The organism is Nocardia sp. NBC_00508 (genome assembly GCF_036346875.1).
Classification (GTDB): Bacteria; Actinomycetota; Actinomycetes; order Mycobacteriales; family Mycobacteriaceae; genus Nocardia.
On the sequence record NZ_CP107852.1, the window covers coordinates 5,581,308 to 5,604,564 of the forward strand.

Annotated in this window: 22 protein-coding genes and 2 tRNA genes; 14 read left to right on the top strand and 10 right to left on the bottom strand. The window is 68.6% G+C overall.

What is annotated here, in order from left to right:
* The 3 genes from gltX to OHA40_RS24895 all read left to right on the top strand — a co-directional run bounded on the left by gltX (position 1) and on the right by OHA40_RS24895 (position 1,987).
* A complete protein-coding gene (gltX, locus tag OHA40_RS24885) occupies positions 1–1,485 on the top strand; it encodes a glutamate--tRNA ligase (RefSeq protein ID WP_330229300.1) in 1,485 nt (494 codons plus the stop codon).
* Between the two features lie 211 nt (positions 1,486–1,696).
* Positions 1,697–1,768 (top strand) — tRNA-Gln (locus OHA40_RS24890).
* Positions 1,769–1,914: 146 nt separating this feature from the next.
* A tRNA-Glu gene (locus OHA40_RS24895) sits at positions 1,915–1,987 on the top strand.
* 269 nt (positions 1,988–2,256) lie between these two features.
* Here OHA40_RS24895 and OHA40_RS24900 read toward each other — a convergent pair.
* The 3 genes from OHA40_RS24900 to OHA40_RS24910 all read right to left on the bottom strand — a co-directional run bounded on the left by OHA40_RS24900 (position 2,257) and on the right by OHA40_RS24910 (position 3,821).
* Positions 2,257–2,502: a DUF5302 domain-containing protein gene (locus OHA40_RS24900; RefSeq protein WP_442943810.1), complete on the bottom strand. Its 246-nt coding sequence runs from the start codon at positions 2,500–2,502 to the stop codon at positions 2,257–2,259.
* 83 nt (positions 2,503–2,585) lie between these two features.
* Positions 2,586–3,086 (bottom strand): pyridoxamine 5'-phosphate oxidase family protein, encoded by a 501-nt coding sequence (locus tag OHA40_RS24905; protein ID WP_330229301.1) that lies wholly within the window; start codon positions 3,084–3,086, stop codon positions 2,586–2,588.
* A 33-nt stretch (positions 3,087–3,119) separates the two neighbouring features.
* Positions 3,120–3,821 carry an IclR family transcriptional regulator gene (locus OHA40_RS24910; RefSeq protein WP_330229302.1) on the bottom strand — a complete coding sequence of 234 codons (702 nt, stop codon included), beginning with the start codon at positions 3,819–3,821 and terminating at the stop codon, positions 3,120–3,122.
* Positions 3,822–3,976: 155 nt separating this feature from the next.
* Here OHA40_RS24910 and leuC point away from each other — a divergent pair, with 155 nt between their 5' ends.
* From leuC to OHA40_RS24925, 3 genes are all read left to right on the top strand, one after another.
* A complete protein-coding gene (gene leuC / locus OHA40_RS24915) occupies positions 3,977–5,398 on the top strand; it encodes a 3-isopropylmalate dehydratase large subunit (protein WP_330229303.1) in 1,422 nt (473 codons plus the stop codon).
* Positions 5,399–5,437: 39 nt separating this feature from the next.
* On the top strand, positions 5,438–6,046 hold the full coding sequence (gene leuD / locus OHA40_RS24920; RefSeq protein ID WP_330229304.1) for a 3-isopropylmalate dehydratase small subunit: 609 nt from the start codon (positions 5,438–5,440) through the stop codon (positions 6,044–6,046).
* A gap of 156 nt (positions 6,047–6,202) precedes the next feature.
* Entirely contained in the window at positions 6,203–6,847 is a 645-nt protein-coding gene (locus tag OHA40_RS24925; protein ID WP_330229305.1) for an HU family DNA-binding protein, read from the top strand.
* A 175-nt stretch (positions 6,848–7,022) separates the two neighbouring features.
* On the opposite strand, the gene OHA40_RS24930 is transcribed toward OHA40_RS24925, so the two are convergent.
* The 3 genes from OHA40_RS24930 to cofC form a co-directional block, all read right to left on the bottom strand.
* The gene (locus tag OHA40_RS24930) at positions 7,023–7,985 is read right to left on the bottom strand and encodes an NUDIX hydrolase (RefSeq protein WP_330229306.1); all 963 of its coding nucleotides are present in this window, start codon (positions 7,983–7,985) and stop codon (positions 7,023–7,025) included.
* Positions 7,982–10,153 carry an RNA degradosome polyphosphate kinase gene (locus OHA40_RS24935; protein ID WP_330229307.1) on the bottom strand — a complete coding sequence of 724 codons (2,172 nt, stop codon included), beginning with the start codon at positions 10,151–10,153 and terminating at the stop codon, positions 7,982–7,984. The genes OHA40_RS24930 and OHA40_RS24935 overlap by 4 nt, the downstream gene beginning before the upstream one ends.
* Positions 10,154–10,224: 71 nt before the next feature.
* A complete protein-coding gene (cofC, locus tag OHA40_RS24940; protein ID WP_330229308.1) occupies positions 10,225–10,908 on the bottom strand; it encodes a 2-phospho-L-lactate guanylyltransferase in 684 nt (227 codons plus the stop codon).
* Positions 10,909–10,939: 31 nt separating this feature from the next.
* Between cofC and OHA40_RS24945 the strand changes: the two genes are divergently transcribed.
* Complete coding sequence (locus OHA40_RS24945; protein ID WP_330229309.1) at positions 10,940–11,935, top strand: NAD(P)H-dependent glycerol-3-phosphate dehydrogenase; 996 nt, start codon at positions 10,940–10,942, stop codon at positions 11,933–11,935.
* An 85-nt stretch (positions 11,936–12,020) separates the two neighbouring features.
* A complete protein-coding gene (locus OHA40_RS24950; RefSeq protein WP_330229310.1) occupies positions 12,021–13,124 on the top strand; it encodes a D-alanine--D-alanine ligase family protein in 1,104 nt (367 codons plus the stop codon).
* Here OHA40_RS24950 and OHA40_RS24955 read toward each other — a convergent pair.
* Complete coding sequence (locus tag OHA40_RS24955) at positions 13,121–13,879, bottom strand: DUF3515 domain-containing protein (RefSeq protein WP_330229311.1); 759 nt, start codon at positions 13,877–13,879, stop codon at positions 13,121–13,123. The genes OHA40_RS24950 and OHA40_RS24955 overlap by 4 nt on opposite strands.
* Before the next feature lie 180 nt (positions 13,880–14,059).
* On the opposite strand from OHA40_RS24955, the gene OHA40_RS24960 reads away from it, so the two are divergent.
* The 4 genes from OHA40_RS24960 to OHA40_RS24975 are packed head-to-tail and all read left to right on the top strand — an operon-like array spanning position 14,060 to position 17,175.
* The gene (locus OHA40_RS24960; RefSeq protein ID WP_330229312.1) at positions 14,060–15,268 is read left to right on the top strand and encodes a thiamine-monophosphate kinase; all 1,209 of its coding nucleotides are present in this window, start codon (positions 14,060–14,062) and stop codon (positions 15,266–15,268) included.
* 11 nt (positions 15,269–15,279) lie between these two features.
* On the top strand, positions 15,280–15,963 hold the full coding sequence (locus OHA40_RS24965) for a uracil-DNA glycosylase (protein WP_330229313.1): 684 nt from the start codon (positions 15,280–15,282) through the stop codon (positions 15,961–15,963).
* Positions 15,964–16,014: 51 nt separating this feature from the next.
* A complete protein-coding gene (locus tag OHA40_RS24970; protein WP_330229314.1) occupies positions 16,015–16,254 on the top strand; it encodes a hypothetical protein in 240 nt (79 codons plus the stop codon).
* A 57-nt stretch (positions 16,255–16,311) separates the two neighbouring features.
* The gene (locus OHA40_RS24975) at positions 16,312–17,175 is read left to right on the top strand and encodes an alpha/beta fold hydrolase (protein WP_330229315.1); all 864 of its coding nucleotides are present in this window, start codon (positions 16,312–16,314) and stop codon (positions 17,173–17,175) included.
* A gap of 6 nt (positions 17,176–17,181) precedes the next feature.
* Here the strand turns inward: OHA40_RS24975 and OHA40_RS24980 are convergent, their stop codons facing one another.
* The 3 genes from OHA40_RS24980 to rpmB all read right to left on the bottom strand — a co-directional run bounded on the left by OHA40_RS24980 (position 17,182) and on the right by rpmB (position 18,833).
* Positions 17,182–17,970 carry an enoyl-CoA hydratase/isomerase family protein gene (locus OHA40_RS24980; RefSeq protein ID WP_330229316.1) on the bottom strand — a complete coding sequence of 263 codons (789 nt, stop codon included), beginning with the start codon at positions 17,968–17,970 and terminating at the stop codon, positions 17,182–17,184.
* 25 nt (positions 17,971–17,995) lie between these two features.
* Positions 17,996–18,547: a GNAT family N-acetyltransferase gene (locus OHA40_RS24985; RefSeq protein ID WP_330229317.1), complete on the bottom strand. Its 552-nt coding sequence runs from the start codon at positions 18,545–18,547 to the stop codon at positions 17,996–17,998.
* A gap of 94 nt (positions 18,548–18,641) precedes the next feature.
* A complete protein-coding gene (gene rpmB, locus OHA40_RS24990) occupies positions 18,642–18,833 on the bottom strand; it encodes a 50S ribosomal protein L28 (protein WP_011210730.1) in 192 nt (63 codons plus the stop codon).
* A 327-nt stretch (positions 18,834–19,160) separates the two neighbouring features.
* Between rpmB and OHA40_RS24995 the strand changes: the two genes are divergently transcribed.
* Together OHA40_RS24995 and recG are read left to right on the top strand one after the other, a co-directional pair.
* Positions 19,161–20,792, top strand: a complete 1,632-nt coding sequence (locus OHA40_RS24995) for a DAK2 domain-containing protein (RefSeq protein ID WP_330234355.1) — start codon at positions 19,161–19,163, stop codon at positions 20,790–20,792.
* A 3-nt stretch (positions 20,793–20,795) separates the two neighbouring features.
* Positions 20,796–23,075 carry an ATP-dependent DNA helicase RecG gene (gene recG / locus OHA40_RS25000; protein WP_330229318.1) on the top strand — a complete coding sequence of 760 codons (2,280 nt, stop codon included), beginning with the start codon at positions 20,796–20,798 and terminating at the stop codon, positions 23,073–23,075.
* The last annotated feature ends 182 nt before the right edge of the window (positions 23,076–23,257 follow it).

The following is a 23,257-nucleotide window of genomic DNA, read 5'->3' on the forward strand; positions in this document are numbered from 1 at the left end:
ATGACTGAAGTACGGGTCCGATTCTGCCCGTCGCCGACCGGAACACCGCACGTCGGCCTGATCCGGACGGCGCTGTTCAACTGGGCCTACGCCCGCCATCACGGTGGCACATTCGTCTTTCGTATCGAAGACACCGATGTCGCACGCGATTCCGAGGAGTCCTACCGGGCGATTATCGACGCACTGCGCTGGCTCGGCCTGACTTGGGACGAGGGCCCCGAGGTCGGTGGGCCCTATGAACCGTATCGCCAGTCACAGCGAAAAGATCTCCATCTGGACGTGGTTCAGCGTTTGCTGGAGTCCGGGGAGGCGTATGAATCGTTTTCCACGCCAGAGGAAGTCGAGGCTCGCCACCAGGCTGCTGGACGCGATCCGAAGCTCGGTTACGACAACTACGACCGCGACCTGACGCCCGAGCAAATCGAGGAGTACCGAGTCGCGGGGCGCCCTGCCGTGATCCGGCTGCGCATGCCCGACGAGGACCTTTCCTGGCACGATCTGGTGCGCGGCGAGACCACCTTCAAGGCGGGCTCCGTCCCGGACTTCGCGCTCACCCGCGGCAACGGCGACCCGCTGTACACCCTGGTCAACCCGGTCGATGACGCGCTGATGCGGATCACCCACGTGCTGCGCGGTGAGGACCTGCTCTCCTCGACCCCGCGACAGCTGGCGCTGTATGGCGCGCTGCGCCGGATCGGGGTAACCGATTTCACGCCGGAGTTCGGTCATCTGCCCTTCGTCATGGGGCAGGGCAACAAGAAGTTGTCCAAGCGTGATCCGGAGTCCAATCTGTTCGCCCACCGCGACCGAGGATTCATCCCCGAGGGTTTGCTGAATTATCTCGCGCTACTCGGCTGGGGCCTCTCCGAGGACCGGGACGTATTCACGATGGCGGAGATGGTCGAAGCCTTCGATATTTCGAAAGTGAATTCGAACCCGGCCCGATTCGACCAGAAGAAGGCGGACGCGCTCAACGCCGAACACATCCGATTGCTGGAGCCGGGCGATTTCACCCACCGGCTTCGGGAGTATCTCACCGAACACGGCCATATCGGCGCGGAAATCGATGAGAAGGTCTTCACCGCGGCGGCCGGGCTCGTGCAGACCAGGATCGTGGTGTTGGCGGACGCCTGGGAACTGTTGCGTTTCTTGTTCGCACCGGCGGATGAGTTCGCGATCGACCCCGCCGCGGGCGCCAAGAATCTCGGTACCGATGCCACCGAGGTATTGCAGGCCGCTATTACCGCGTTGACGCCGTTGACGGAGTGGACTACCGCGGCGATCGAAGAGGCGCTGAAAAAGGCGCTGATCGATGATCTGGGACTCAAACCGCGCAAAGCCTTCGCGCCGGTGCGAGTCGCGGTGACCGGATCGCATATCAGCCCGCCGCTGTACGAGTCGCTGGAACTGCTCGGCCGTGACGTAACTCTGGAGCGGCTGGGCTCGGCGCTGAGTTGGACCGCACCGGACCACGCGTCGTCCTGAGGGCGCAGTCGGAGGCAGGCTGTCCTCGGCCTGCGCTGGGCCGGGTGAAGGGCGAGGCAGCGGCCCAGCGAGGGCGAGGCAGCGGCCCAGCGCCGAAAATGTGGCTTTGACCAGGCGATTTGTAGTAGACCGGTAGCCGTTTGGTACTCTTCTTCTCGGCCCGGAACACGGTCTCGAGTCATCCAGACGCGAGGCGGGACGACCTGGTCATTGGGGTATGGTGTAATTGGCAACACAGCTGATTCTGGTTCAGCCATTCTAGGTTCGAGTCCTGGTACCCCAGCGGAGTGTGTTGTTCGACTTCGGTTCGCGGCCGAAATCATGACAGCAACCGGCGATTTGGTCGCCGGGCTTCGGCCGGTTAAGCTAGCCGAGCCTCCTGATCGAAAGATCACCACGGCGCTCCTCGCGGTAGCGAGAAGCAGTCCTGGCCCCGTCGTCTAGCGGCCTAGGACGCCGCCCTCTCAAGGCGGTAGCGCGGGTTCGAATCCCGTCGGGGCTACACAAGTGGAAGACCCATGCTCACACAGAGCGTGGGCCTTTCTCGTTTCGCTATGTTTTGTGGGGGTGCAACCCCCACGCCCCGCCCGGAGGGCTTCGCCCCCGGACCCCCGGCGAGGGCTTCGCCCCGCCTGGTGGGTGAGTGGGCGGGTGCGGAGTTGGTTTTGCCCCGTCTGGTGGGGGCTGGGCGGCCTACAGCTCGCCGCGGTACGGCGCGAAACGAAAGGCCCTCCAGCGATCTTGCTGGAGGGCCTTCGGCTTGTTCGCGGACTACCCGCTCTTGCGCCGGAATTCCCGCTTGTGGGCTGCCGTGCCATGTGTCGCGGACGCCTTGGACCGTCCGTCGAGGTGGTCGGCCGCGCGGGCGTGCTGCTGGTTCTTGCGCTCCAGTGCCTCCCGGAATTTGCGCTTCACCTCGTCGGAGCCATTGGACTTATCCGAATCCGCCATCGCCTGCTCCTCGTCGTCGCGGCCGCGCAGCGCGTCCTCGCGGGCGCTGATGCCCGGCCGATTCATGTCGAACACCTCGAAAATATCCCGTGCGAGGTGGTTGTGTCAGTTGGATTTCGGGCGCGTCGTGTCGCCCGAGCGTGCTCTGTTCAGTCCAGCGCGTGTGCGGTGGTCCCGCCGAGTGGCATGCGCGGAAGGCCGAGCTTGCGGTGATCCCAGCTGCGCGTGCGCTCGGGCACGACGCGGACGGCGACCCGTTTGTTCAGCATGGACTCCACCATGGGGCGCACCTCCGCACTGTACGGGCCGGTGTAGCGCTCCCAGACGCTCACGCCGACGGCGAAGAGTTTCTCGGCGTCCTCGACGATCTCGGCTCGGCCTTCGATCGACACGCCCCGCAGCTGGTCGTAGGTATCACCCGCCTCGACCAGGCAGCAGACGCGCGGATCGCGCCGCAAGTTCACCGCCTTCTGCGACTTGGCCTTCGTCTCGAACCAGATCTCGCCGCCGATGAGCGCGTACCACATGGCGGTCTGGTGCGGCGTGCCCGTGGGGCCGATGGTCGCCAGCGTCGCGATTCGGCTGCGCTCCAGGAACTCGGTGATCTCGGTGTCGGACATCACGATCTGTGCCCGTTGGTTGACTCCCATGGGCCAACTCTAGAGAATCCGGATTGAAACGTGTTACAGGCGCTTGTGCAATGCCTCGGCGGCCGCGACCAGATCCGCCGCCCAGCGGGCGCCCGGCCTGCGGCCCATCCGGTCGATCGGGCCCGACACCGACACGGCCGCGACCACGGTGCCCCCGGCGTCGCGCACCGGCGCGGAAACGCTTGCCACACCGGCCGCGCGCTCGGCGGCGCTCTGCGCCCAGCCGCGCTTGCGCACCTCGGCCAGCGCGCGCTCGCCGAATACCGCGTCGGCCAGGATGGTGCGCTGCAATTCCGGGTCGGCCCAGGCCAGCAGTACTTTGGCCGCCGAGCCGGCGGCGAGCGGCAGCCGCGCTCCGACCGGAACGGTGTCGCGTAGGCCCACCGGGGGTTCCAGCGCCGCGACGCACACGCGCGCGTTGCCGTCGCGGCAATAGAGCTGGACGCTTTCGCCGGTGATCTCGCGCAGGCGGGGCAGAATGGCCGACGCGGCCTCGAGCAGCGGATCGTTGGCGCTGGTCGCGAGCTCGGCGAGGGCGGGCCCGGGCCGCCACGTCCCGTTGCTGTCGCGGGCGAGTAAGCGATGCACCTCCAACCCGACGGCGAGACGGTGTGCGGTGGCGCGGGGCAGGCCGGTGCGCGCGCACAGCTCGTTGAGACCGGAGGGGTGCTCGGCTACGGCATACAGGACCGCCACTGCTTTGTCGAGGACGCCGATGCCGCTATGCTGTCTCATAGAACGATACTAGCGTCTCGGATGTTGATAAATCCACCAGTGCGGATTCCGGTCATCAGCGTTCCGACCAGGCGTAGCTATCCCAACTTGTGCAACTGTCGCCGCGTCGAAGTCCAGATCGCGGAACGGCTGCTTCGTCCGAAAGGTGATCAACCATGGCCGAACCGCGCACGCTGGCCGAGAAGGTATGGGACCAGCATGTCGTCGCTCGCGGAGAGGGTGAGGGTGCCTCGCGCGAGCCGGACCTGATCTACATCGACCTGCACCTCGTCCACGAGGTGACCAGTCCGCAGGCCTTCGACGGACTGCGCGCCGCGGGCAGACCTGTGCGCCGGCCGGATCTCACGATCGCGACCGAGGACCACAACGTGCCGACGATCGATATCGACAAGCCGATCGCCGACCCGGTTTCGCGCACCCAGGTGGAGACGCTGCGGCACAACTGCGCGGAATTCGGTGTGCGGCTGCATCCCATGGGCGACCTGGACCAGGGCATCGTGCACGTGGTCGGGCCGCAGCTCGGCCTGACCCAACCGGGGACGACCGTGGTCTGCGGTGACAGCCACACCTCGACGCACGGCGCGTTCGGCGCGCTGGCCATGGGTATCGGCACCTCCGAGGTCGAGCATGTGCTTGCCACCCAGACCCTCTCGTTGCAGCCGTTCAAGACGATGGCAATCACCGTGGACGGCGCCATGCCCCCCGGCGTGACGAGCAAGGACCTGATCCTGGCCGTCATCGCGAAGATCGGCACCGGCGGCGGCCAGGGCTACGTCCTGGAGTATCGGGGCGAGGCCATCCGGGCCATGTCCATGGAGGCCCGAATGACGATCTGCAACATGTCCATCGAGGCGGGCGCTCGGGCCGGCATGATCGCGCCGGACGAGACGACCTACGAATTCCTCAGGGGGCGGCCGCACGCGCCGCAGGGCGCCGACTGGGATGCAGCGGTGGCCGCCTGGGAGGCGCTGAAGACGGACGAGGGCGCGGCTTTCGACGCCGAGGTGCATATCGACGCCTCCGCGCTGTCCCCGTTCGTCACCTGGGGCACCAATCCGGGCCAGGGCGCCCCGCTGGGCGAGGCGGTGCCGGACCCCGCCGCGATCGCCGACGAGGTGGCCCGCGAGTCCGCGGAGAAAGCGCTGCGTTACATGGACTTGGAGCCGGGTACTCCACTTCGGGAAGTGCCGATCGACACCGTATTCGTCGGTTCGTGCACCAACGGACGCATTGAGGATTTGCGTGCGGTGGCCGGGATTTTGAAGGGACGTCATGTCGCCGACGGGGTGCGAATGTTGGTTGTACCGGGGTCGATGCGGGTTCGCGCACAGGCGGAAAAAGAAGGACTGGGTGAGATTTTCACCGCGGCGGGCGCCGAATGGCGGCAGGCGGGCTGCTCAATGTGCCTGGGAATGAATCCGGACCAGCTCGAACCCGGCCAGCGTTGTGCCTCCACCTCGAACCGCAACTTCGAAGGAAGGCAGGGCAAAGGCGGCCGTACGCACCTGGTTTCTCCCCTCGTAGCGGCCGCGACGGCGGTCCGCGGAACCCTGTCCTCGCCTGCGGATCTGAACTGACCGGCCCCGATTCCCTCAATCAAACCCAGGAGATTCATTATGGAAGCGTTCACCGTGCACAAGGGCATCGGGGTGCCGATGCGCCGCTCCAATGTCGATACCGATCAGATCATCCCCGCCGTCTACCTGAAGCGGGTGACTCGTACGGGATTCGAGGACGGGTTGTTCGCCGCATGGCGCACCGATCCCGACTTCATTCTCAACATCGAGCCATACAACAGGGGTAGTGTGCTGGTGGCGGGCCCGGATTTCGGTACCGGATCCTCGCGTGAGCACGCCGTTTGGGCGCTGTCGGACTACGGCTTTCGGGTGGTCATCTCGTCCCGGTTCGCCGACATCTTCCGCGGCAATGCCGGTAAGGGCGGTCTGGTGGCCGCTCAGATGTCACAGAACGATGTCGAAATGCTCTGGAAGTTGCTCGAGGAACAGCCCGGCTTGGAATTGGTTGTGGACCTCGGGGCGCGCACTGTGGCGGCTGGAACCGTCGTGTTGCCGTTCGATATTGATGACTACACCAGGTGGCGTCTGCTCGAAGGATTGGACGACATCGGGCTCACTCTGCGGCGGGAGGACGCCATCGACCGGTTCGAAAAGGCAAGGCCAACATGGAAACCCGCCACCCTCCCGGCACATATTTCGCAGACGTAATCACCCTCGGCGGTTAGCTGGCCAGACTTGGTGGCGGTAGCTGGACGTGTGCTAAACCACATGAATTTTGGCGTGGCACATAGACTCTTGCCCAAAGTGGGTTTACCGTGGTACCTAGTCGGTCCGACGACGGGCCATTAGTCTGCGGAGGATTCAATGAACAAGGCGGAACTGATCGACGTTCTGACCGAAAAGTTGGGTACGGACAGGCGCACGGCCACCGCGGCAGTCGAGCATGTGGTCGACACCATCGTGCGCGCGGTGCACAAGGGTCAGAGCGTCACAATCACCGGATTCGGTGTGTTCGAACAGCGTAAGCGTGCGGCTCGAGTCGCCAGGAACCCGCGCACCGGCGAAACCGTGAAGGTTAAGCCCACATCGGTGCCCGCGTTTCGTCCTGGCGCTCAGTTCAAGGCGGTGATCGCGGGTAAGCAGAAGTTGGCCGCGACCGGCCCCGCCGTCAAGCGCGGGGTGGGTGCGCCGGTGGCCGCTAAGAAGGCGGCAGCCAAGAAGACGGCGCGCAAGGCCGCTGCGAAGAAGGCGACCCCGACCAAGGCGCCCGCCAAGACCACGGCGCGCAAGGCCGCCGCCAAGGCCCCGGCAAAGACCACCGCTCGCAAGACCGCGGCCAAGAAGACGCCCGCGAAGAAGACCGCGGTCGCGAAGAAGGCTCCGGCCAAGAAGACGGCCACCAAGGCCACGGCGGCCAAGAAGACCACCGCCGCCAAGAAGACCGTCGCCAAGAAGGCGCCTGCGAAGAAGACCGCGGCCAAGAAGGCTCCGGCTCGTCGCGCCCGCTGATCCCGAGCCACCGCCGGATCGGCGCCGAATGTGCGGCCCCGAAGACAGGGCCCATTCGCCTCAACGTCGAGACGGCCCCGGGAAACACCCGGGGCCGTTTTCGGATGTCCGTAAGCAATAGGAGTCGGCAGGGGGGCGCGTGCTCGCCGAGGCGCGGCGGTAGGCCGTCGAGCCGTCAGGCTTTCACGACGGAGGCCGACAGCGATCGGTCCAGATGGTCGGCGGCCACCAAGCGCCGCCCGACGAACGACAGCACCCACACGCTGCCCTTGCGGTTGCGCGCCGACTGCAGCGCGACGCCGTCTTGTCCGGCCAGCCATTCCAGCAGGTCCGGGATCACCTTGCCCTGGCTGCAGACGACGCGAACAGTCTTGTCCGACACCAGGGTTCGGAATCGCTCACGGGCCTCGTCGGTGGCGGCGGCGTAGCCGGACTCGGAAAACAATGGCTCGATAGCGATTTCGGCGTCGAGATGCTCGGCCAACGGCATCATCGACTCCACACACCGCAGCGGATCGGCCGAATAGATCTCGGATGCCTTGAACGCCAGGAGATTCGGCACCAACGCCTGCGCCTGTTCCTTGCCCTCGCGATCGAGCGGGCGCTGTTCGTCGGGTCCGCTGAAGCGGTCTCTGCGGCCTGCTTTCGCGTGCCGCACCAGCAGCAGGGTGCTGGTGCGCGCGGGCAGGCGGGTGAAGGCGCGCACCACTTGGCGGTCCATCGGATACGACAGCTGGTCCATCACGCGGTCCAGCGGGTGCCAGTTGAGCACGTCCACCTCGGAGTTGGCCGCGAACTCGCCGCCCACCACTTCGGCGGCCCAGTAGTCGACCCGTTTCAACCTGCGATGGCCCGGAATCGGGTAGGTCACGTATCCGAGGTAGCGACCGAGCCTGCTCTCCAGCCCGGTCTCCTCGCGGACCTCGCGGACCGCGGCCAGCACCGGGGTCTCGCCCGGGTCCAGCTTTCCTTTCGGCAGGGACCAGTCCCCGTACTTGGGGCGATGGACGACCGCGATCTCCACCGTTCCCTGCGCGGACGTCCGCCACAGCACCGCTCCCGCGGCTCGGATATTGGCCGTGACGCGGGGATCCCAGAACGGGCCCCCTCGGTGTTCGAATCCTGCTTCAGCGCTCACTGCTGCTCGGGTCTCCGCAGCCGCATCAGAAACTCCTGGTGGTCTCGGATCTTGTCGCCGTCTCCGGTCGTCCCCGGCGAGGCCCGCCAGGTGCCGTCGGGCTGCAGCACCCAGCAGCGCGTGGTCGGCGAGAGCGCCGAATCGAACACGTCGCCGAGTTGCTCGGTCAGCCGCGGATCTTTCACCTGGGCCATCACCTCGACCCTGCGATCCAGGTTGCGGTGCATCATGTCGGCGCTGCCGATCCAGTACTCGTCCTGCGCCTGGAAGTGCAGAATGCGCGAGTGCTCCAGGAACCGACCCAGGATCGAGCGTACCTCGATGTTCTCGCTCATGTCCGGCACGCCGGGGCGGAGCGCGGAGATACCGCGCACCACGATCTGCACCGGCACGCCCGCTTGCGAGGCCCGATACAGCGCGTCGATGATCTCCTCGTCGACGATCGCGTTGGCCTTCAGGCGGATTCGGGCGGCCTGCCCTTGGGCGGCCAGATCGGTTTCGCGCTGGACGCGCTCGATGATGCCCGAGCGGACGCTTTGCGGGGCGACAAGCAGATTGCGGTAGCGCTCTTTTCGCGAGTAACCGGTCAGCGAATTGAACAGATCGGTCAGGTCGGCGCCGATTTCCGGTGCGGCGGTGAGCAATCCGACGTCCTCGTAGAGGCGGGCGGTCTTCGGGTTGTAGTTGCCGGTCCCGATGTGGCAGTAGCGGCGGATGGTCGCGCCCTCGCGGCGCACCACCAGGCAGGTCTTGCAGTGCGTCTTGAGGCCGATGAGGCCGTACACCACGTGCACGCCCGCCTGCTCCAGCGCGCGCGCCCATTTGATGTTGGCCTGCTCGTCGAAGCGCGCCTTGATCTCCACCAGGGCGACGACCTGCTTGCCCGCCTCGGCGGCGTCGATGAGCGCGTTGACGATCGGGGAATCGCCGGAGGTGCGGTAGAGCGTCTGCTTGATCGCCAGCACCTGCGGGTCGGCGGCGGCCTGTTCGATGAACCGCTGCACGCTGGTGGAGAACGAGTCGTAGGGGTGGTGCACGAGCACGTCGCCCTCGCGCAGCGCCGCGAACACGTTGCGCGGCGTCTCCCGCTCGCCGAACGCGGGCGGCGTCGCCGGGACGTACGGGATGTCCTTCAGATTCGGCCGGTCCACGCCGTACACCTGCCAGAGGCAGGACAGATCGAGCAGGCCGGGCACCTGGAGCACGTCGGCGGGGTCGACATCCAGCTCGCGCAGCAGCAGGTCGAGCATGTGCTCGGTCATGTCGTCGGAGACCTCCAGGCGCACCGGCGAACCGAACCGGCGCCGGGCCAGTTCGCGTTCCAGCGCTTGGAGCAGGTCCTCGTCGCGGTCCTCGTCGACCTCGAAGTCGGCGTTGCGGGTGATCCGGAACGAGTGTTGCTCCACTACGTCCATGCCCGGGAACAGCAGGTCCAGGTGCGCGGCGATCAGCGCCTCCATCGGCAGGAATGCCGCGATGGGGGAGCCGGATTCGGTGCGGCGCACGCGGACGAACCGGTCGACGTTGTCGGGCACCTTGACGCGGGCGAAATGCTCGCCGCCGGTGGTGGAATCCTTCACCGTCACGGCGAGATTGAGGCTCAGCCCGCTGATGTAGGGGAAGGGGTGCGCCGGGTCCACCGCGAGCGGCGTGAGGACCGGGAACACCTGATCCTGGAAGTGGCTCGAGAGCCGCTGGCGTTCGTCGTCGTCCAGATCGTTCCAGTCGATGATCGCGATGCCCTCGGCGGTCAGCGCGGGCAGCACGCTGTCGAGGAAAACGCCTGCATGCCGCACCGCGATCTCCTGGGTGCGCGCGGCGATCAGCTCCAGTTGCTCGCCGGGGGAGCGGCCGTCGGCCGAGCGCACGAGCAGACCGGTCTCGGCGCGCCGTTTCAGGCCCGCCACCCGCACCATGTAGAACTCGTCGAGATTGGACGCGAAGATCGCGAGGAACTTCGTGCGTTCCAGCAACGGAAGCGAGGCGTCCTCGGCGAGGGCGAGCACCCGGGCGTTGAAGTCGAGCCAGCTCAGTTCGCGATTGAGGTAGCGATCACGTGGCAACCGTTGCGCCGACGAGTCGGCGGCCAGGGGTGTCGCCGCCGGAGGTGGCATGGGAAGCAACGGCTGTTGCTTGACGGTTTCCGTATCGCTCACGTCAACGATCATCCCTTACCGGACACCCGGTGTGCAGCCCCCAGACGGGATTGACGTATGTCTCACGACATTGCGGCGACCATCTAGCACACGTGCGGAACGTGCTCGTGAACACCTCCCGGCCAACCGATGTCATGCAGGACAGCGCGGGTCGCCGCGCCCGCCCCGAGCGCGACGGCGCGGTCCAGATCGTCGGCGGTGTCCACGTCCAGGCGCAGCCCCGGCCAGTCCCCGGCCAGATCGACCGCGCCCGCGGCGATATGACTGCGCGCCGACCCCGGGCCGAAGCGTGGGTCGAGCGGGGCGACCGGGTCGCGGACCACCAGCGCGGCGGTTCCGCTGCCCGCGTGGTCGACCACGATCGACCGCAGGCCGGGCGGGGCGGCGGCGAGCATATCCGACAACTCGTCCGGACGCAGCGCGGGCAGATCGGCCTGCAAGGCGAGCAGGTCGACCGGGCCGTGCGCGGCGCGCAATGCTGCGGCGGTGGCGGCCAAGGCGGTGTTGAGCCCGTCGGAGTTCCGCTCGTGCGGCTCCGGATGCACGTCGGCGCCCAGCGTGCGAGCCAGATCGGCGACCGCGGGGTCCGGCGTGACCACGGTGACAGATACCACATCGGCGACCGCTTCGGTTGCGGTCACGGTGTCGGCGAGCATGGCCAGCACCAGCCGCGCCCGGTGCTCCGGGCGCAGCCGGTCGGCCAATCGGCTCTTGGCCCGATCGAGACTCTTGACCGCGATCACGGCGTGCACGGCGTGCGGGCGCATGCGGGCAATCCTTCCATGGCATATTGAGCTGATGACGAGGGCGGCGGTACTGGGCGCGGGATCGTGGGGCACCGCGTTCGCGAAGGTGTTGGCGGACGCGGGAACCGATGTCACGATCTGGGCCCGGAGGCCCGAGGTGGCCGCGACGCTGGCCTCTGAACATCGCAATCCCGATTACCTGTCCGATATTCCGCTGCCCCCGATCGCAGCAACCCATGACCCCGCGGTGGCGCTGAACGGCGCGGACATCGTGGTGCTGGCGGTGCCATCGCAGTCCCTCCGGGTGAACCTCGCCGAGTGGAAGGGCTTGCTCGAGCCGGATGCCACGCTGCTGAGCCTGGCCAAGGGCATCGAGACCGGCACGCTGCTGCGGATGAGCCAGGTGATCGGGGAGGTCACCGGCGCGGACCAGGGCCGGATCGCGGTGCTGTCCGGGCCGAACTTGGCCCGTGAGATCGCGGTGGAGCAGCCCGCCGCGACTGTCATCGCCTGCTCGGACACCGACCGCGCGGTCGCGGTGCAGCACGCCAGCGCGACCGGATATTTCCGGCCGTACACCAATACCGACGTGATCGGCTGTGAGATCGGCGGCGCCTGCAAGAACGTCATCGCGCTCGCCTGTGGCATCGCCTCGGGCATGGGTTTGGGCGACAACTCGATCGCCGGCCTGATCACCCGCGGTCTGGCCGAGATCATCCGGCTCGGGGTGGCCGTCGGCGCGGAACCCGCCACGCTGGCCGGTCTGGCCGGCGTCGGCGATCTGGTCGCCACCTGCACGTCGCCGCTGTCGCGCAACCGCTCTTTCGGTCACGTGCTCGGCGCGGGCGGGTCCATGGATGCCGCCCAGTCGGCCACCCATGGCCAGGTCGCCGAGGGCGTGAAATCCTGCACATCGGTTCGCGCGCTGGCCGAGCGGCACGGGGTGGAGATGCCGCTGACCACCTCGGTGCACCGGGTCTGTCATGAGGGGCTGTCGGTCCGCGAAGCCGTAGACAACCTGCTCGGGCGGCGGATCAAGCCGGAGTGATCCGGCTCCGCCCGGCTCGGGCGGGCTCCGCCCGGCCGTACGGTCAACCGTGGAGACGCCTGCCGAAACGGGTACGGTTCGGGGCATGACGAACCGGATCAGGGTTGCGGTGGTGTTCGGCGGACGCAGCAACGAGCACGCCGTGTCCTGCGTATCGGCGGGCAGCGTGCTGCGCAACCTGGATCCGGAGAAGTACGAGGTCGTGCCGATCGGCATCACCGCGGCGGGCCGCTGGGTGCTCGGCGGTTCGGACGTGGCCGCGCTCGGCATTCACGACCGCGCCCTGCCCTCGGTGGACGCCACCGGCACGGCGCTGACGCTGGCCGCGGACCCCAGCCGTTCGGGGGCGCTCATCGCGCTGGACGATCCGGGCGCCGCCCTCGGCTCGGTCGATGTGGTGTTCCCGATCCTGCACGGACCGTTCGGCGAGGACGGCACCCTGCAGGGGATGCTGGAGCTCGCCGGAATCCCGTATGTGGGGCCAGGGGTGCTGGCCAGCGCGGCGGGCATGGACAAGGAGTTCACCAAGAAGCTGCTCGCGGCCGAGGGACTGCCGATCGGCACCCAGGTGGTACTGCGGCCCGGCACCGCGACGGTCGCCGAGGAGGATCGGCGGCGCTTGGGACTGCCGGTGTTCGTGAAGCCCGCGCGCGGCGGATCATCGATCGGCATCACCAAAGTGACCGACTGGAGCGAGCTGGAAGCGGCTATCGCCGCGGCGCGCGCACACGATCCGAAGGTGATCGTGGAAGCGGGCATCGTCGGACGCGAAGTGGAGTGCGGTGTCCTGGAATACCCGGACGGGCGGGTCTCGGCGAGTGTGGTCGCGGAGATCCGGATGCCGGAGGACGACGTGACCGCCGCGGGACCCGAGTTCTACGACTTCGACACCAAGTACCTCGACGACGTCTGTGAATTCGACGTCCCGGCCAAGCTGGACGACGAGGTCGCCGACCGGATCAGGGAACTGGCGGTGCGCGCCTTCCAGGCCCTCGACTGCCAGGGCCTGGCGCGCGTCGATTTCTTCGTCACCGAGCAGGGACCGGTCATCAACGAGATCAACACCATGCCGGGCTTCACCGCGATCTCCATGTACCCGCGCATGTGGGAGGCCACCGGCGTCGACTTCGCCACGTTGATCTCCACGCTCATCGAAACCGCGCTCGCCCGCGGCACCGGCCTGCGCTAGTTGGGCAGCGGCCCCGGGTCGAGCGGCTGGCCGGGGAGGGTGGCGGTGATGGTGTCGGAAACCTCTTGCAGCGGGGTCGGACCGGAGCCGTCGGGGACGGTCAGGGCGATGTAGGTCCCCCGGTCGACGGCGAACCAGGTGCTCGCCTTCGCCGCCTGGTCCTTGACCTCGAACCACTGCACGCCGTTCACCATCTGCAAAGGCGAGGCGCGGTGGAATTCCAGCGGGCGATCCAAACCGCAGCGCAGCACGATGGGGTCGCCGCCATCCGTGCGCTGCCACGCGCGGGTAGCGGGGGGAGCGGGCTCCACCAGGGTCGATTTGCTGTACTCGCCGAGGTCCGCGGGCAGGGCGGGCAGCAGGGCGGCGCAGGCGGGACCTTCCGCCGCCGGGGCGGGAACGGGGCCGAGGACCAGCGGTTCCCGCTCGACGGGCGCGCGGCGCGCCAGTACCGCGGCCACCAGCACCGCGACTACCAAGACGACGGGCAGCGCCACCGCGGTGGCGATGAGGGCAGGGGAGTACTGAGCTGATGTGGCGGCCGCGCGGTCCGGCTCGGTGGCTTCGTCGGTCGACTTCGCATCGCCGGCGTCCGATTCCGCTGCCCCGGAGGTGTCGGTGGAATCGGTTGGCGCCTCCGGCTCGGTGGCGTCTGCCGCCGGACCGTCCGCACCGGCGTCGGACGCGGATTTCGTGGCGTCCGCGTGTTCGTTGTCATGCTCCGTCGAATCGCGGTTCGACGAATCCGCCGCCATGCTCACCGATCCTTCCTGTTCGCGCGCATCGGCGCCGGTCGGCGACCGCGGAAGCGCGGCGGCCAGGTGGACCGGCCCGGTGGTACTCGAGTACCTGGCGAAAGGGTACCGTCGGGCTCATTCCAGCAAGCAGTGCGCCGGAAAGGATCGGTCATCAGCGCGAGCACGGGCCCGAGGACAGTGCGTGAACTGGGGGAGTTCGCGCTGATCGACCGCATCAACGCGGGCCGGGTGCAGGCGCCGGGCGTGCTGCTCGGCCCCGGTGACGACGCGGCGCTGGTCGCGGCCGCGGACGGTCGATTCGTGGTCACCACCGACATGCTCGTACAGGATCGGCATTTCCGGCTGGACTGGTCCGGTCCGGAGGACATCGGCCGTAAAGCGATCGCGCAGAACGCCGCCGACGTGGTCGCCATGGGTGCGGCGCCGACCGCGTTCGTCGTCGCGCTCGGCTGCCCCGCCGACACCCCGCTGGCGCTGGTGGACGGACTCGCGGACGGCATGTGGGCCGAGGCCGCCAGGGCCGGCGCGTCCATTGCCGGTGGCGATCTGGTCCGCAGCCGCGACCTGGTCATCTCGATCACCGCCTTCGGCGACCTGCGTGGCGGTGCGCCGATCACGAGATCCGGTGCATGCGTGGGCGATATCGTCGCGATCGCGGGCCGCCTCGGCTGGTCGGCCGCGGGGCTCGACGCCTTCACCGCCGGTGTGACCGGTGCCGAGGTCGCGGAAGCACTTGCCGCACATCGTGTTCCGCAGCCGCAGTATGCGGCCGTGCTGGACGCGTTGGAGCGCGGGCCGATCTGGGGGCCGGATTCACCTACACCCCAGCATGTTTCGGTGCGATCGGGCGCGTGCGTCGATTCTGGATCAGACGGTCCGCCGCGCGAGATGCCCAGTGCGGCGGCAATCGGCGAGCTGGATCAGGCGGCGACCGGTGAGACGCGGGCACACGCGATACCGGACGGGAACCTGGTGGACCGTTCGTCGCCCTCCGTGACGGGCGAGCCGACTATGACAGGTTCGCGGGACATCGGGCTGCACGCCCTGACCGACGTATCCGACGGGTTGCTCGCGGATCTGGGACACATCGCCGCCGCCTCCGGCGTCGCGATCGATCTGGATTCGGCGGCGCTGCGTGATCCGGCGCTGGAACGCGTCGCCGCCGTGCTGGACGCCGATGCGGCGCAATGGATCCTGACCGGAGGCGAGGACCATGCCTTCGCGGGCACGTGGGCGCCGGACCGTCCGCTGCCTGCGGGCTGGGTCGCGATCGGGCGCGTTGTGGCCGGTCACGGGCTCTCCGTCGATGGGGTGGCGCAGGTGGGCGACGGCGGGTGGGAATCGTTCCATGGGGCGGACTCGGCAATTGGCGACCGACCACGCTAAGTTGTGCGGTCATGGGCACGAAACCACTGTCGGAAATCATGGATCCGGGATGGGCGAAGGCACTCGAGCCGGTGGCGGATCGGATTGCCGCCATGGGCGAATTCCTCCGTGCCGAGAACGCGGCGGGCCGTGGCTACCTACCGTCCGGTGAGAACGTCCTGCGCGCCTTCCAGCGTCCGTTCGACGAGGTGCGCGTGCTGGTGGTCGGCCAAGATCCGTATCCGACACCCGGCCACCCGATGGGTCTGAGTTTCTCGGTGGCGCCCGATGTTTCGCCGATTCCGCGCAGCCTGGCCAATATCTTCGCCGAGTACAGCAAGGACCTCGGCCACCCCACGCCGTCGTGCGGCGACCTGAGCCCGTGGTCGGACCAGGGGGTGCTGATGCTGAACCGAGTGCTCACCGTGTCGCCAGGCAAGCCGGCCTCGCATCGGGGCAAGGGCTGGGAGGCGGTCACCGACCAGGCCATTCGCGCCTTGGTCGGCAGGGACGAGCCATTGGTGGCGATCCTGTGGGGTAAGGACGCGGCGACGTTGAAGCCGCAGCTGATCGAGTCCGAGATCCCCTATATCGAGTCCGCGCATCCGTCGCCGTTGTCCGCGTCGCGCGGGTTCTTCGGTTCCCGCCCCTTCTCGCGAGTGAACGAGCTACTCGACGAACTGGGGGCCGAACCGGTTGACTGGCGCCTGCCCTGAATGGGCGTCAGTGTGTGATCGACCGAGAGAAAACGAGTGAGGAGCTCTACCATGCACAACACCACCGTCCGCGGCGCGCTGCGCGGCACCACCGCGACCCTGGCCCTATGCGCCGCGCTGACCAGCGGCGCGGCCGTCGCCGGCGCGGCCCCGCTGCGGCTCGAGCCCGCCACGGAAACCACTACGGCTCCGGTCGCCGAGGAGTACACCTCCAGCGGCTCCTCCACAATCTCGTCCTCGGTGCACGCCAAGATCGCGTGCCTGTTCTTCGCGGGCAATCTCGGCTGCTGAGCGACTGATTCGCCGGGTTCGCCCCGGCGCAGACCGGGTTGTGCGATCCTACAGATCGTGAGTAATGCGAACGATCTTCTCGAACCGTCCCGGCTCCGGCTGCGCGGTTCGGGTGGAATCGAGCTGGCCGCCGATCAGTTCGGCCCGGTCGACGGCCCGCTCGTGGTCTTCCTGCATGGTGGTGGACAGAACCGTCACTCGTGGAAACAGACCGGCGCGCGGCTGGGCGCGTCGGGGATGCGGGTGGTCACGCTGGACGCGCGCGGCCACGGGGACAGTCAGTGGGCGCCCGACCGCGACTACCGGCGCCACACCATGGTCCGGGACCTACTGCTCGTGCTGGAACAACTCGGCGCACCCGCGGTAGTGGTGGGCGCCAGCATGGGCGGCATCACCGGACTGCTCGCCACTGCGGCGCCCGGCGGGGAGGCGATCACCGCCCTGGTGCTCGTCGACATCGTGACCCGGCCCGAGCCGGAAGGCGTTGCCCGGGTGATCGACTTCATGGGCAAGCATCGCCACGGCTTCGACAGCATCGAGCAGGCGGCGGACGCGGTCGCCGCGTACCTACCGCACCGCCCACGGCCCGAGAACACCAACGGTCTGCTGCGCAGTCTGCGCGAGCGCGACGGTCGCTGGTACTGGCATTGGGACCCGGACATGCTCGGCGGCCGGCTCGAGAACCCCTCCGCGATGATCGAGCAGACGGAGGACGCGGCCCGCGCACTGAGCATTCCGGTGCTGCTGGTGCGCGGTATGCGTTCGGACGTGGTGAGTCCCGAGGGAGCCGAGGCGTTCCAGCGGCTGGTGCCGCACGCCCAGCTCGTGGAGATCGGCGGCGCCGCGCACACCGCGGCCGGTGACGACAACGACTCGTTCACCGACGCGGTGTCGAAATTCGTGCTGTCGACCCGGGAATGACGCGGCTCAGGCGAACCCGGTGTAGTCGGGCTGGCGCTTGGCGACGAACGCGTCGACGCCTTCGCGACCGGCGGGAGTGTTCGCTGCCGCGGCGATCGCGTCGCGTTCGCTGTCCAGCTGATCGCTCAGCGTCGCCGAATTCGATTGCCGCAGTAGCGATTTGATGTTCGCGTAGGTGGAACGAGGTCCGGTGGCGATGGTGCGCGCGAGGCGCTGCGCCTCGTCGGCGATCTCCGCATCGGGGACCAGCCTGCTCACGATGCCCAAGCGCACCGCCTCGTCGGCGTCCAGCACGGCGTCGGTGAGCAGGATTTCCGCGGCCCGCCCGGCCCCGACCAGGCGCGGCAGCGTCCAGGACATGCCGCCGTCGGGACTCAGCCCGATGCCGGGATAGGCCGGGCGCAGCTTGGTGCCCGGCCCGCCGAGCGCGATATCGGCCAGGCAGACCAGGCTCATTCCCGCGCCCGTGGCCCACCCCTGCACCGCGGCCACCACCGGGACCGCGGTGGCATCCAGTGCGCGGACGAATTCGTGCAGGTCGGTGGCGAGACCGCGGATGTGCGCGGAGCGGTCCTGCGCTGCGGCGAAGCCGCGCACGTTGCCGCCCGCGCAGAAGTTCGCGCCGGTGCCTCGCAGCAGCACCGCGCCCACGTCGGACCCGAGCGAGCCCAGTGCGGCGGTGCCCGCGGTGATGCCGGCGAAGTCCATCGACGTGCCGTTCGCCCCGGTGGCGATGGTGATCTGGAGAACGCCGTCGACGGTCGTCACGTACTCGGTTTGCTCGGTGGAGGTCATGGTCTGCACCTTAACGAAGGCGGAGCTACGTCCAGCGGCTGCCGCCCGGAGCTCCGGTCGGTGCGGATTCGCCACTCGTCATCGGTGCGCGTCGTACCATGCGCACCTCGATCGCGGAAGTGAACGCCTCGACCTTGCGGGCTCCGTCGAGCACGAATCCGTGCCTGCGGTAGAACGCCTGCGCGCGCGGGTTGCGCTCGAACACCCACAGCGAGCACGCGGCCGCCGGATCGAGCGCGGCGCGGATCAAGTCGTCGGCGACACCACTCCCATGCCAGGGCATGCGGACATAGAGGGCGTGCAGCTCGAACGGGGTCACCGGCTGCGGGTCGCGAGACCGGCCCGCGCTGGCGAATCCGATCACCACGTCGTCGACCATCGCGACTTGTGTACGGCCGGGATGCCGCACCCGATCGCGCTCCCACTGCTGGGCGCGGCGCTCGGTGTCGAACGCGTCGAGGACGTGCGCGGGTACCAGGTCTCGGTAGGCCTCGCGCCAGCAGGCGATGTGGCATTCGGCGAGGCTGCGCGTGTGCTCGGCGGCCAGCGGCAGGATGCGCCACGGATGCTCGGTCATATCGGCCATGCTCGCCGAATCATCGCAATCATGACGACGCCCCGGACCACCCGATAAGGGTGCCGGGGCGTGTGCTGGTCGGCCGGAGGCCGGATCAGCCGCGGACGACCTTGCCCGCCTTCAGGCAGGAGGTGCACACGTTCATGCGGCGGGTGTTGCCCGGCGCGACCTGTGCGCGAACGGTCTGGATGTTCGGGTTCCAGCGACGGTTGGTGCGCCGGTGCGAGTGCGAGACCGACTTCCCGAAGCCGGGGCCCTTGGCGCAGACGTCGCAGACGGCAGCCATAGTCGCGAACTCCTTCATGTCATGGTGGGGACCGCCGCTTTCGCGAGGCGGCCTGTCCGATCAATGTCAAGTATGCCCTGTCGGCGGAAGCCGACCAGCGCGGACCGGCGACGGCCGCGCGAGGCAACCCTGCAAGGGTAGCTGTGCGGGCACCGATCCACCAAACCGGTCCCCCTGGCAACGAGTGCCGGAACAGTCGCTGGGCACCCCGGAGTGTAGTGGCGCGGTGTCAGCGGTTCCGTGTCACCACCGCCCGCTAACCTGACGTGCGGTGGTGATGCGCCGGTGGCGGAAGGGAGAGGTGGCGTGCCGGGATGGCGGGATGTGATGGACGGCACGGCACTGCTGTGCTGGGGCCGCACCTGTCTCGCGGATCTGGAACTCCGGCGCGAGGAGATCAACGCGCTCAATGTCTTTCCCGTCCCCGACGCCGACACCGGAACCAATCTGCTGGCCACCATGCGCGCCGCGGTCGAGACGGCGGAAGCGGCTGCCTTGAACCCGTCGGCGGACCCCGACGACGCAGCCCATATCGTCGCCGCCGCGATGGCGCACGGCGCGACGGTCGGCGCCCGCGGCAATTCCGGGATCATCCTGTCCCAGGTGCTGCGCGGCGTCGCCGAGGCGGTGCGCCGCGGTCCGCTGACGGCGGACACCCTGCGTGACGCGCTCGCCAGGGCCTCGGAGCTGGTGCGCGAGGGGCTCAGCGTGCCCATCGAGGGAACCATCCTGACCGTCCTGGATTGCGCGTCCGCGGCGGCCGCGGCATGCCCGGACCGCACGCTCGTCGACGTGGCGCTCGCGGCGGCCGACGGCGCCGCCAAAGCGCTCGGCGACACGCCCTTTCAGCTCGGCGTGCTGCGCGAGGCCGGTGTCGTCGACGCGGGCGCTCGCGGGCTGGTCGTGCTGTTGGACAGCCTGGTCGCGGTGACACGCGGCGAGGCGCCCACGCGGCCGGAATACCCCCGGCTGCCGGCGTTCGCCTCCGTCGGCGACGCCGAACCCCGGTACGAGGTGATGTATCTCCTGACCGACGCCGACGAGCCGAAAGTCGCGACGCTGCGGGCCCGGCTCGCCGAGCTCGGCGACTCGGTCGTGGTCGTGGGCGACGGCGACCGTTCCTGGTCGGCCCATGTGCACTGTGCCGACGCGGGCGCGGCGGTGGAGGCGGGGATCGCGGCGGGCGCGCTCAGCCGCATCCGCATCGAGAACGTCGCGTTCGCGTCGCACCACGATCAGTGGGAGGGGCACGGCGAAACCGCGCCGGGCGCGCTCGGCGCCGCCCGGATACCGCAAGCTCCGGCCGACCGCGGGATTCTGGCCGTGGTCACCGGGGACGGCGCCGCGAACCTGTTCGAGCGCGCGGGTGCGGTGGTGCTGGCAGGTGCTCCGGCGGTGACCGCGACGACGCTGCTGGCCGCGATCCGGCGGATGCCCAACCGCGAAGTGCTGGTGCTGCCCAACGGCGCGCTCCCCGCGCACGAGCTGGTCGCGGTCGGTGTCGCGGCCCGCGACGCGCATCGTGACGTGCTGCTGCTGCCGAGCGCGTCCATGGTGCAGGGTCTTGCCGCGCTGGCCGTGCACGACCGCGGACGGATCGCCGTTGACGACGCCTTCGCCATGTCGGAGGCCGCCGCCACGACGCGGTGGGGATCGCTGCGCGCCGCCACCGAGCGCGCGCTCACCCTGGTCGGCACCTGCGAATCGGGCGATGGGCTCGGGCTGGCCGGCCACGAGGTCGTGGTGATCGACCGCGACGTGCGCACCGCCGGACGGACGCTGCTCGATCGGTTGCTCGCCTTCGGCGGCGAGCTGGTCACGTTGCTGCTGGGCGCGCAGGCACCGGACGAGCTCGGCGCCGAACTCGCCGCACATATCGCGCGCGGCTTTCCCGGTGTCGAGGTGATCGTGTATTCCGGTGGGCAGCACGGCGATTTGGTGCAGATCGGAGTGGAGTAGGGCATGGCGACACTGAGCGATCGGCTGGACCACATCCTGGGTGCGAAGGCGGCCGCCTCGCTGGCGGACGCGTTCGACATGCACACCGTCGAAGACCTGTTGCGGCACTATCCGCTGCGCTATGCGACCCAGGGCCAGCCGCTCACCGAGGAGGCGCCCGAGGACGGTTCGCACATCACGGTCATCGGGCGGATCACCAAGGCCGAGCTGCGGCCGATGCGCAACCGCCGCGGTTCGCTGCTCAAGGTGGTCCTCGACACCGGGGCCGGGCGCGGTGTCGACGTCACCTTCTTCCACGGCGACAAAGTGAAATACGTTGTGCGCGAGGGTCTGCGGGCCATGATGTCGGGCACCGTGAACTACTGGCGCCCCGGCCAATGGAATCTCAGCCACCCTGGCTATCTGATCCTGCCGGAGGCCGACGGCGACGATTCCGTCGGGTCGCTGACCAAGGTGCGTGGTGGCGGGGATCTACGCGGCCTCGCCGAGAGCGCGAAAGGCGCTGGGGGAGTGGACACCTCGTTCATGGAGCGGGAGTTCATCCCGGTCTATCCGGCGACCGCGAAGGTGCAGAGCTGGGACGTGCTCGCGTGCGTGCGCCAAGTGCTCGACCAGCTCGATCCCATCGAGGACCCACTACCGGAGGCGATGCGCGCGGAACGCGCACTGCTGAACCTGTCCGACGCGCTGCGCCTGATCCATCTGCCCGACCACAAGTCCGACATCGATCGGGCCGAGGATCGGCTGCGTTTCGACGAGGCGCTGGCCCTGCAACTGGTGCTGGCCGAGCGGCGGCACGAGGTGTCCGGCCGTAGCGCGCGGGCCTGCCCGCCACGTACCGACGGCATCGCCGCGGCGTTCGACCGCAGGCTGCCGTTCGAACTCACCGCGGGGCAGAAGCAGGTGGTCGGCGAGATCTCCGCCGATCTGTCCGGCGAGCAGCCGATGCACCGGCTGTTGCAGGGCGAGGTCGGTTCCGGCAAGACGATCGTCGCCTTGCACGCCATGCTGCAGGTGGTCGACGCCGGACTGCAGTGCGCGCTGCTCGCGCCGACGGAAGTGCTTGCCGCGCAACACTACCGGTCGTTGCGCGGCATGCTCGGCGAGCTGGGCGCCGCGGGCGAGCTGGGCGCTGCCGAGCACGCGACCCGCGTGGTGCTGGTGACCGGGTCGATGTCGGCCTCCGCGAAGAAGGCCGCGCTGCTCGAGGCGGTCACCGGCGAGGCGGGCATCGTGATCGGCACCCACGCGCTGATCCAGGACAACGTCGAGTTCTTCGATCTCGGCATGGTGGTGGTCGACGAGCAGCACCGCTTCGGCGTCGAGCAGCGCGACGCCTTGCGCGCCAAGGCGAAAGCGGGCGCGAGCCCGCATCTGCTGGTGATGACCGCGACGCCGATCCCGCGCACCATCGCGATGACCACCCTCGGCGACCTGGAGACCTCCACGCTCACCGAACTGCCGAAAGGGCGCTCGCCGATCGTCTCCAAGGTGGTGCCGCGCAGGCAGCATCCGAACTGGGTGGATCGCGCCTGGGAGCGGATCGTGGAGGAGGTGACCGCCGGGCGTCAGGCCTACGTGGTGTGCTCGCGCATCGGCGACGACGAGGAGGGGACGGGCAAGTCCCGCAACGGGCGCTCGAAATCCCGCGACGGCGAGAAGGACGGCCCCACCACGCAGGCGGTACTGGACGTGTTCGAGACGCTGCGCGGTGGGCCGCTGTCGGGCGTTCGGGTCGGCTTGCTGCACGGCAGGCTGCCCGCCGACGAAAAAGACCAGGTGATGCGGGCGTTCAACGACGGATCGGTGGACGTGCTGGTGTGCACCACCGTGGTCGAGGTGGGTGTCGACGTGCCGAACGCCACGGTGATGGTGATCGTTGACGCGGACCGGTTCGGCGTCAGCCAACTGCACCAGCTGCGCGGCCGGATCGGGCGCGGCACGCACCCGGGGCTGTGCCTGCTGATCACCGACGCCGCCCCCGGCGGATCGGCGATGGCCCGGCTGGACGCCGTCGCCACCACCACCGACGGCTTCGAACTCGCGGTACTCGACCTGCGCACCCGCCGCGAGGGCGACGTACTCGGCGCCGCCCAGTCCGGCACGGCCCGCTCCCTGCGCCTGCTGTCGCTGCTGGACGATCTCGAGGTCATCACGGCCGCCCAGGAGTTCGCCCGTACGGTTGTCGAATCCGATCCCGGCCTGACCCGGCACCCCGGTTTGGCGAGCATGATGCATGCCGCCGTGGATTCCGAGCGCCTGGAGTATTTGGCGAAGTCTTGACCTACGGATTGCAATGCGCCGCATTGTGTTTCGGCTCGATTCGACAGTTTCGCCGATACTCGCTGTTGCCCAACCGGCCCCGGTTCCTGCGCATCCACGATCGTCACACCTCCTCTCGCGTGTTGTCCGGACGGAAGTCTCGGTAACGTGGCTCGGCGATGACCCCTCCGGCCGTCATCAGT

What these genes read in the sequence shown, in the direction of transcription:
- rpmB (WP_011210730.1), bottom strand. Translation starts at nt 18,833, where the DNA reads ATGGCTGCCGTCTGCGACGTCTGCGCCAAGGGCCCCGGCTTCGGGAAG.
- OHA40_RS24950 (WP_330229310.1), top strand. Translation starts at nt 12,021, where the DNA reads ATGACGAACCGGATCAGGGTTGCGGTGGTGTTCGGCGGACGCAGCAAC.
- cofC (WP_330229308.1), bottom strand. Translation starts at nt 10,908, where the DNA reads ATGCGCCCGCACGCCGTGCACGCCGTGATCGCGGTCAAGAGTCTCGAT.
- OHA40_RS24980 (WP_330229316.1), bottom strand. Translation starts at nt 17,970, where the DNA reads ATGACCTCCACCGAGCAAACCGAGTACGTGACGACCGTCGACGGCGTT.
- OHA40_RS24970 (WP_330229314.1), top strand. Translation starts at nt 16,015, where the DNA reads ATGCACAACACCACCGTCCGCGGCGCGCTGCGCGGCACCACCGCGACC.
- OHA40_RS24900 (WP_442943810.1), bottom strand. Translation starts at nt 2,502, where the DNA reads ATGAATCGGCCGGGCATCAGCGCCCGCGAGGACGCGCTGCGCGGCCGC.
- OHA40_RS24965 (WP_330229313.1), top strand. Translation starts at nt 15,280, where the DNA reads ATGGGCACGAAACCACTGTCGGAAATCATGGATCCGGGATGGGCGAAG.
- gltX (WP_330229300.1), top strand. Translation starts at nt 1, where the DNA reads ATGACTGAAGTACGGGTCCGATTCTGCCCGTCGCCGACCGGAACACCG.
- OHA40_RS24905 (WP_330229301.1), bottom strand. Translation starts at nt 3,086, where the DNA reads ATGGGAGTCAACCAACGGGCACAGATCGTGATGTCCGACACCGAGATC.
- OHA40_RS24925 (WP_330229305.1), top strand. Translation starts at nt 6,203, where the DNA reads ATGAACAAGGCGGAACTGATCGACGTTCTGACCGAAAAGTTGGGTACG.
- OHA40_RS24910 (WP_330229302.1), bottom strand. Translation starts at nt 3,821, where the DNA reads ATGAGACAGCATAGCGGCATCGGCGTCCTCGACAAAGCAGTGGCGGTC.
- OHA40_RS24985 (WP_330229317.1), bottom strand. Translation starts at nt 18,547, where the DNA reads ATGACCGAGCATCCGTGGCGCATCCTGCCGCTGGCCGCCGAGCACACG.
- leuD (WP_330229304.1), top strand. Translation starts at nt 5,438, where the DNA reads ATGGAAGCGTTCACCGTGCACAAGGGCATCGGGGTGCCGATGCGCCGC.
- OHA40_RS24935 (WP_330229307.1), bottom strand. Translation starts at nt 10,153, where the DNA reads ATGATCGTTGACGTGAGCGATACGGAAACCGTCAAGCAACAGCCGTTG.
- leuC (WP_330229303.1), top strand. Translation starts at nt 3,977, where the DNA reads ATGGCCGAACCGCGCACGCTGGCCGAGAAGGTATGGGACCAGCATGTC.
- OHA40_RS24955 (WP_330229311.1), bottom strand. Translation starts at nt 13,879, where the DNA reads ATGGCGGCGGATTCGTCGAACCGCGATTCGACGGAGCATGACAACGAA.
- OHA40_RS24995 (WP_330234355.1), top strand. Translation starts at nt 19,161, where the DNA reads ATGGACGGCACGGCACTGCTGTGCTGGGGCCGCACCTGTCTCGCGGAT.
- recG (WP_330229318.1), top strand. Translation starts at nt 20,796, where the DNA reads ATGGCGACACTGAGCGATCGGCTGGACCACATCCTGGGTGCGAAGGCG.
- OHA40_RS24945 (WP_330229309.1), top strand. Translation starts at nt 10,940, where the DNA reads ATGACGAGGGCGGCGGTACTGGGCGCGGGATCGTGGGGCACCGCGTTC.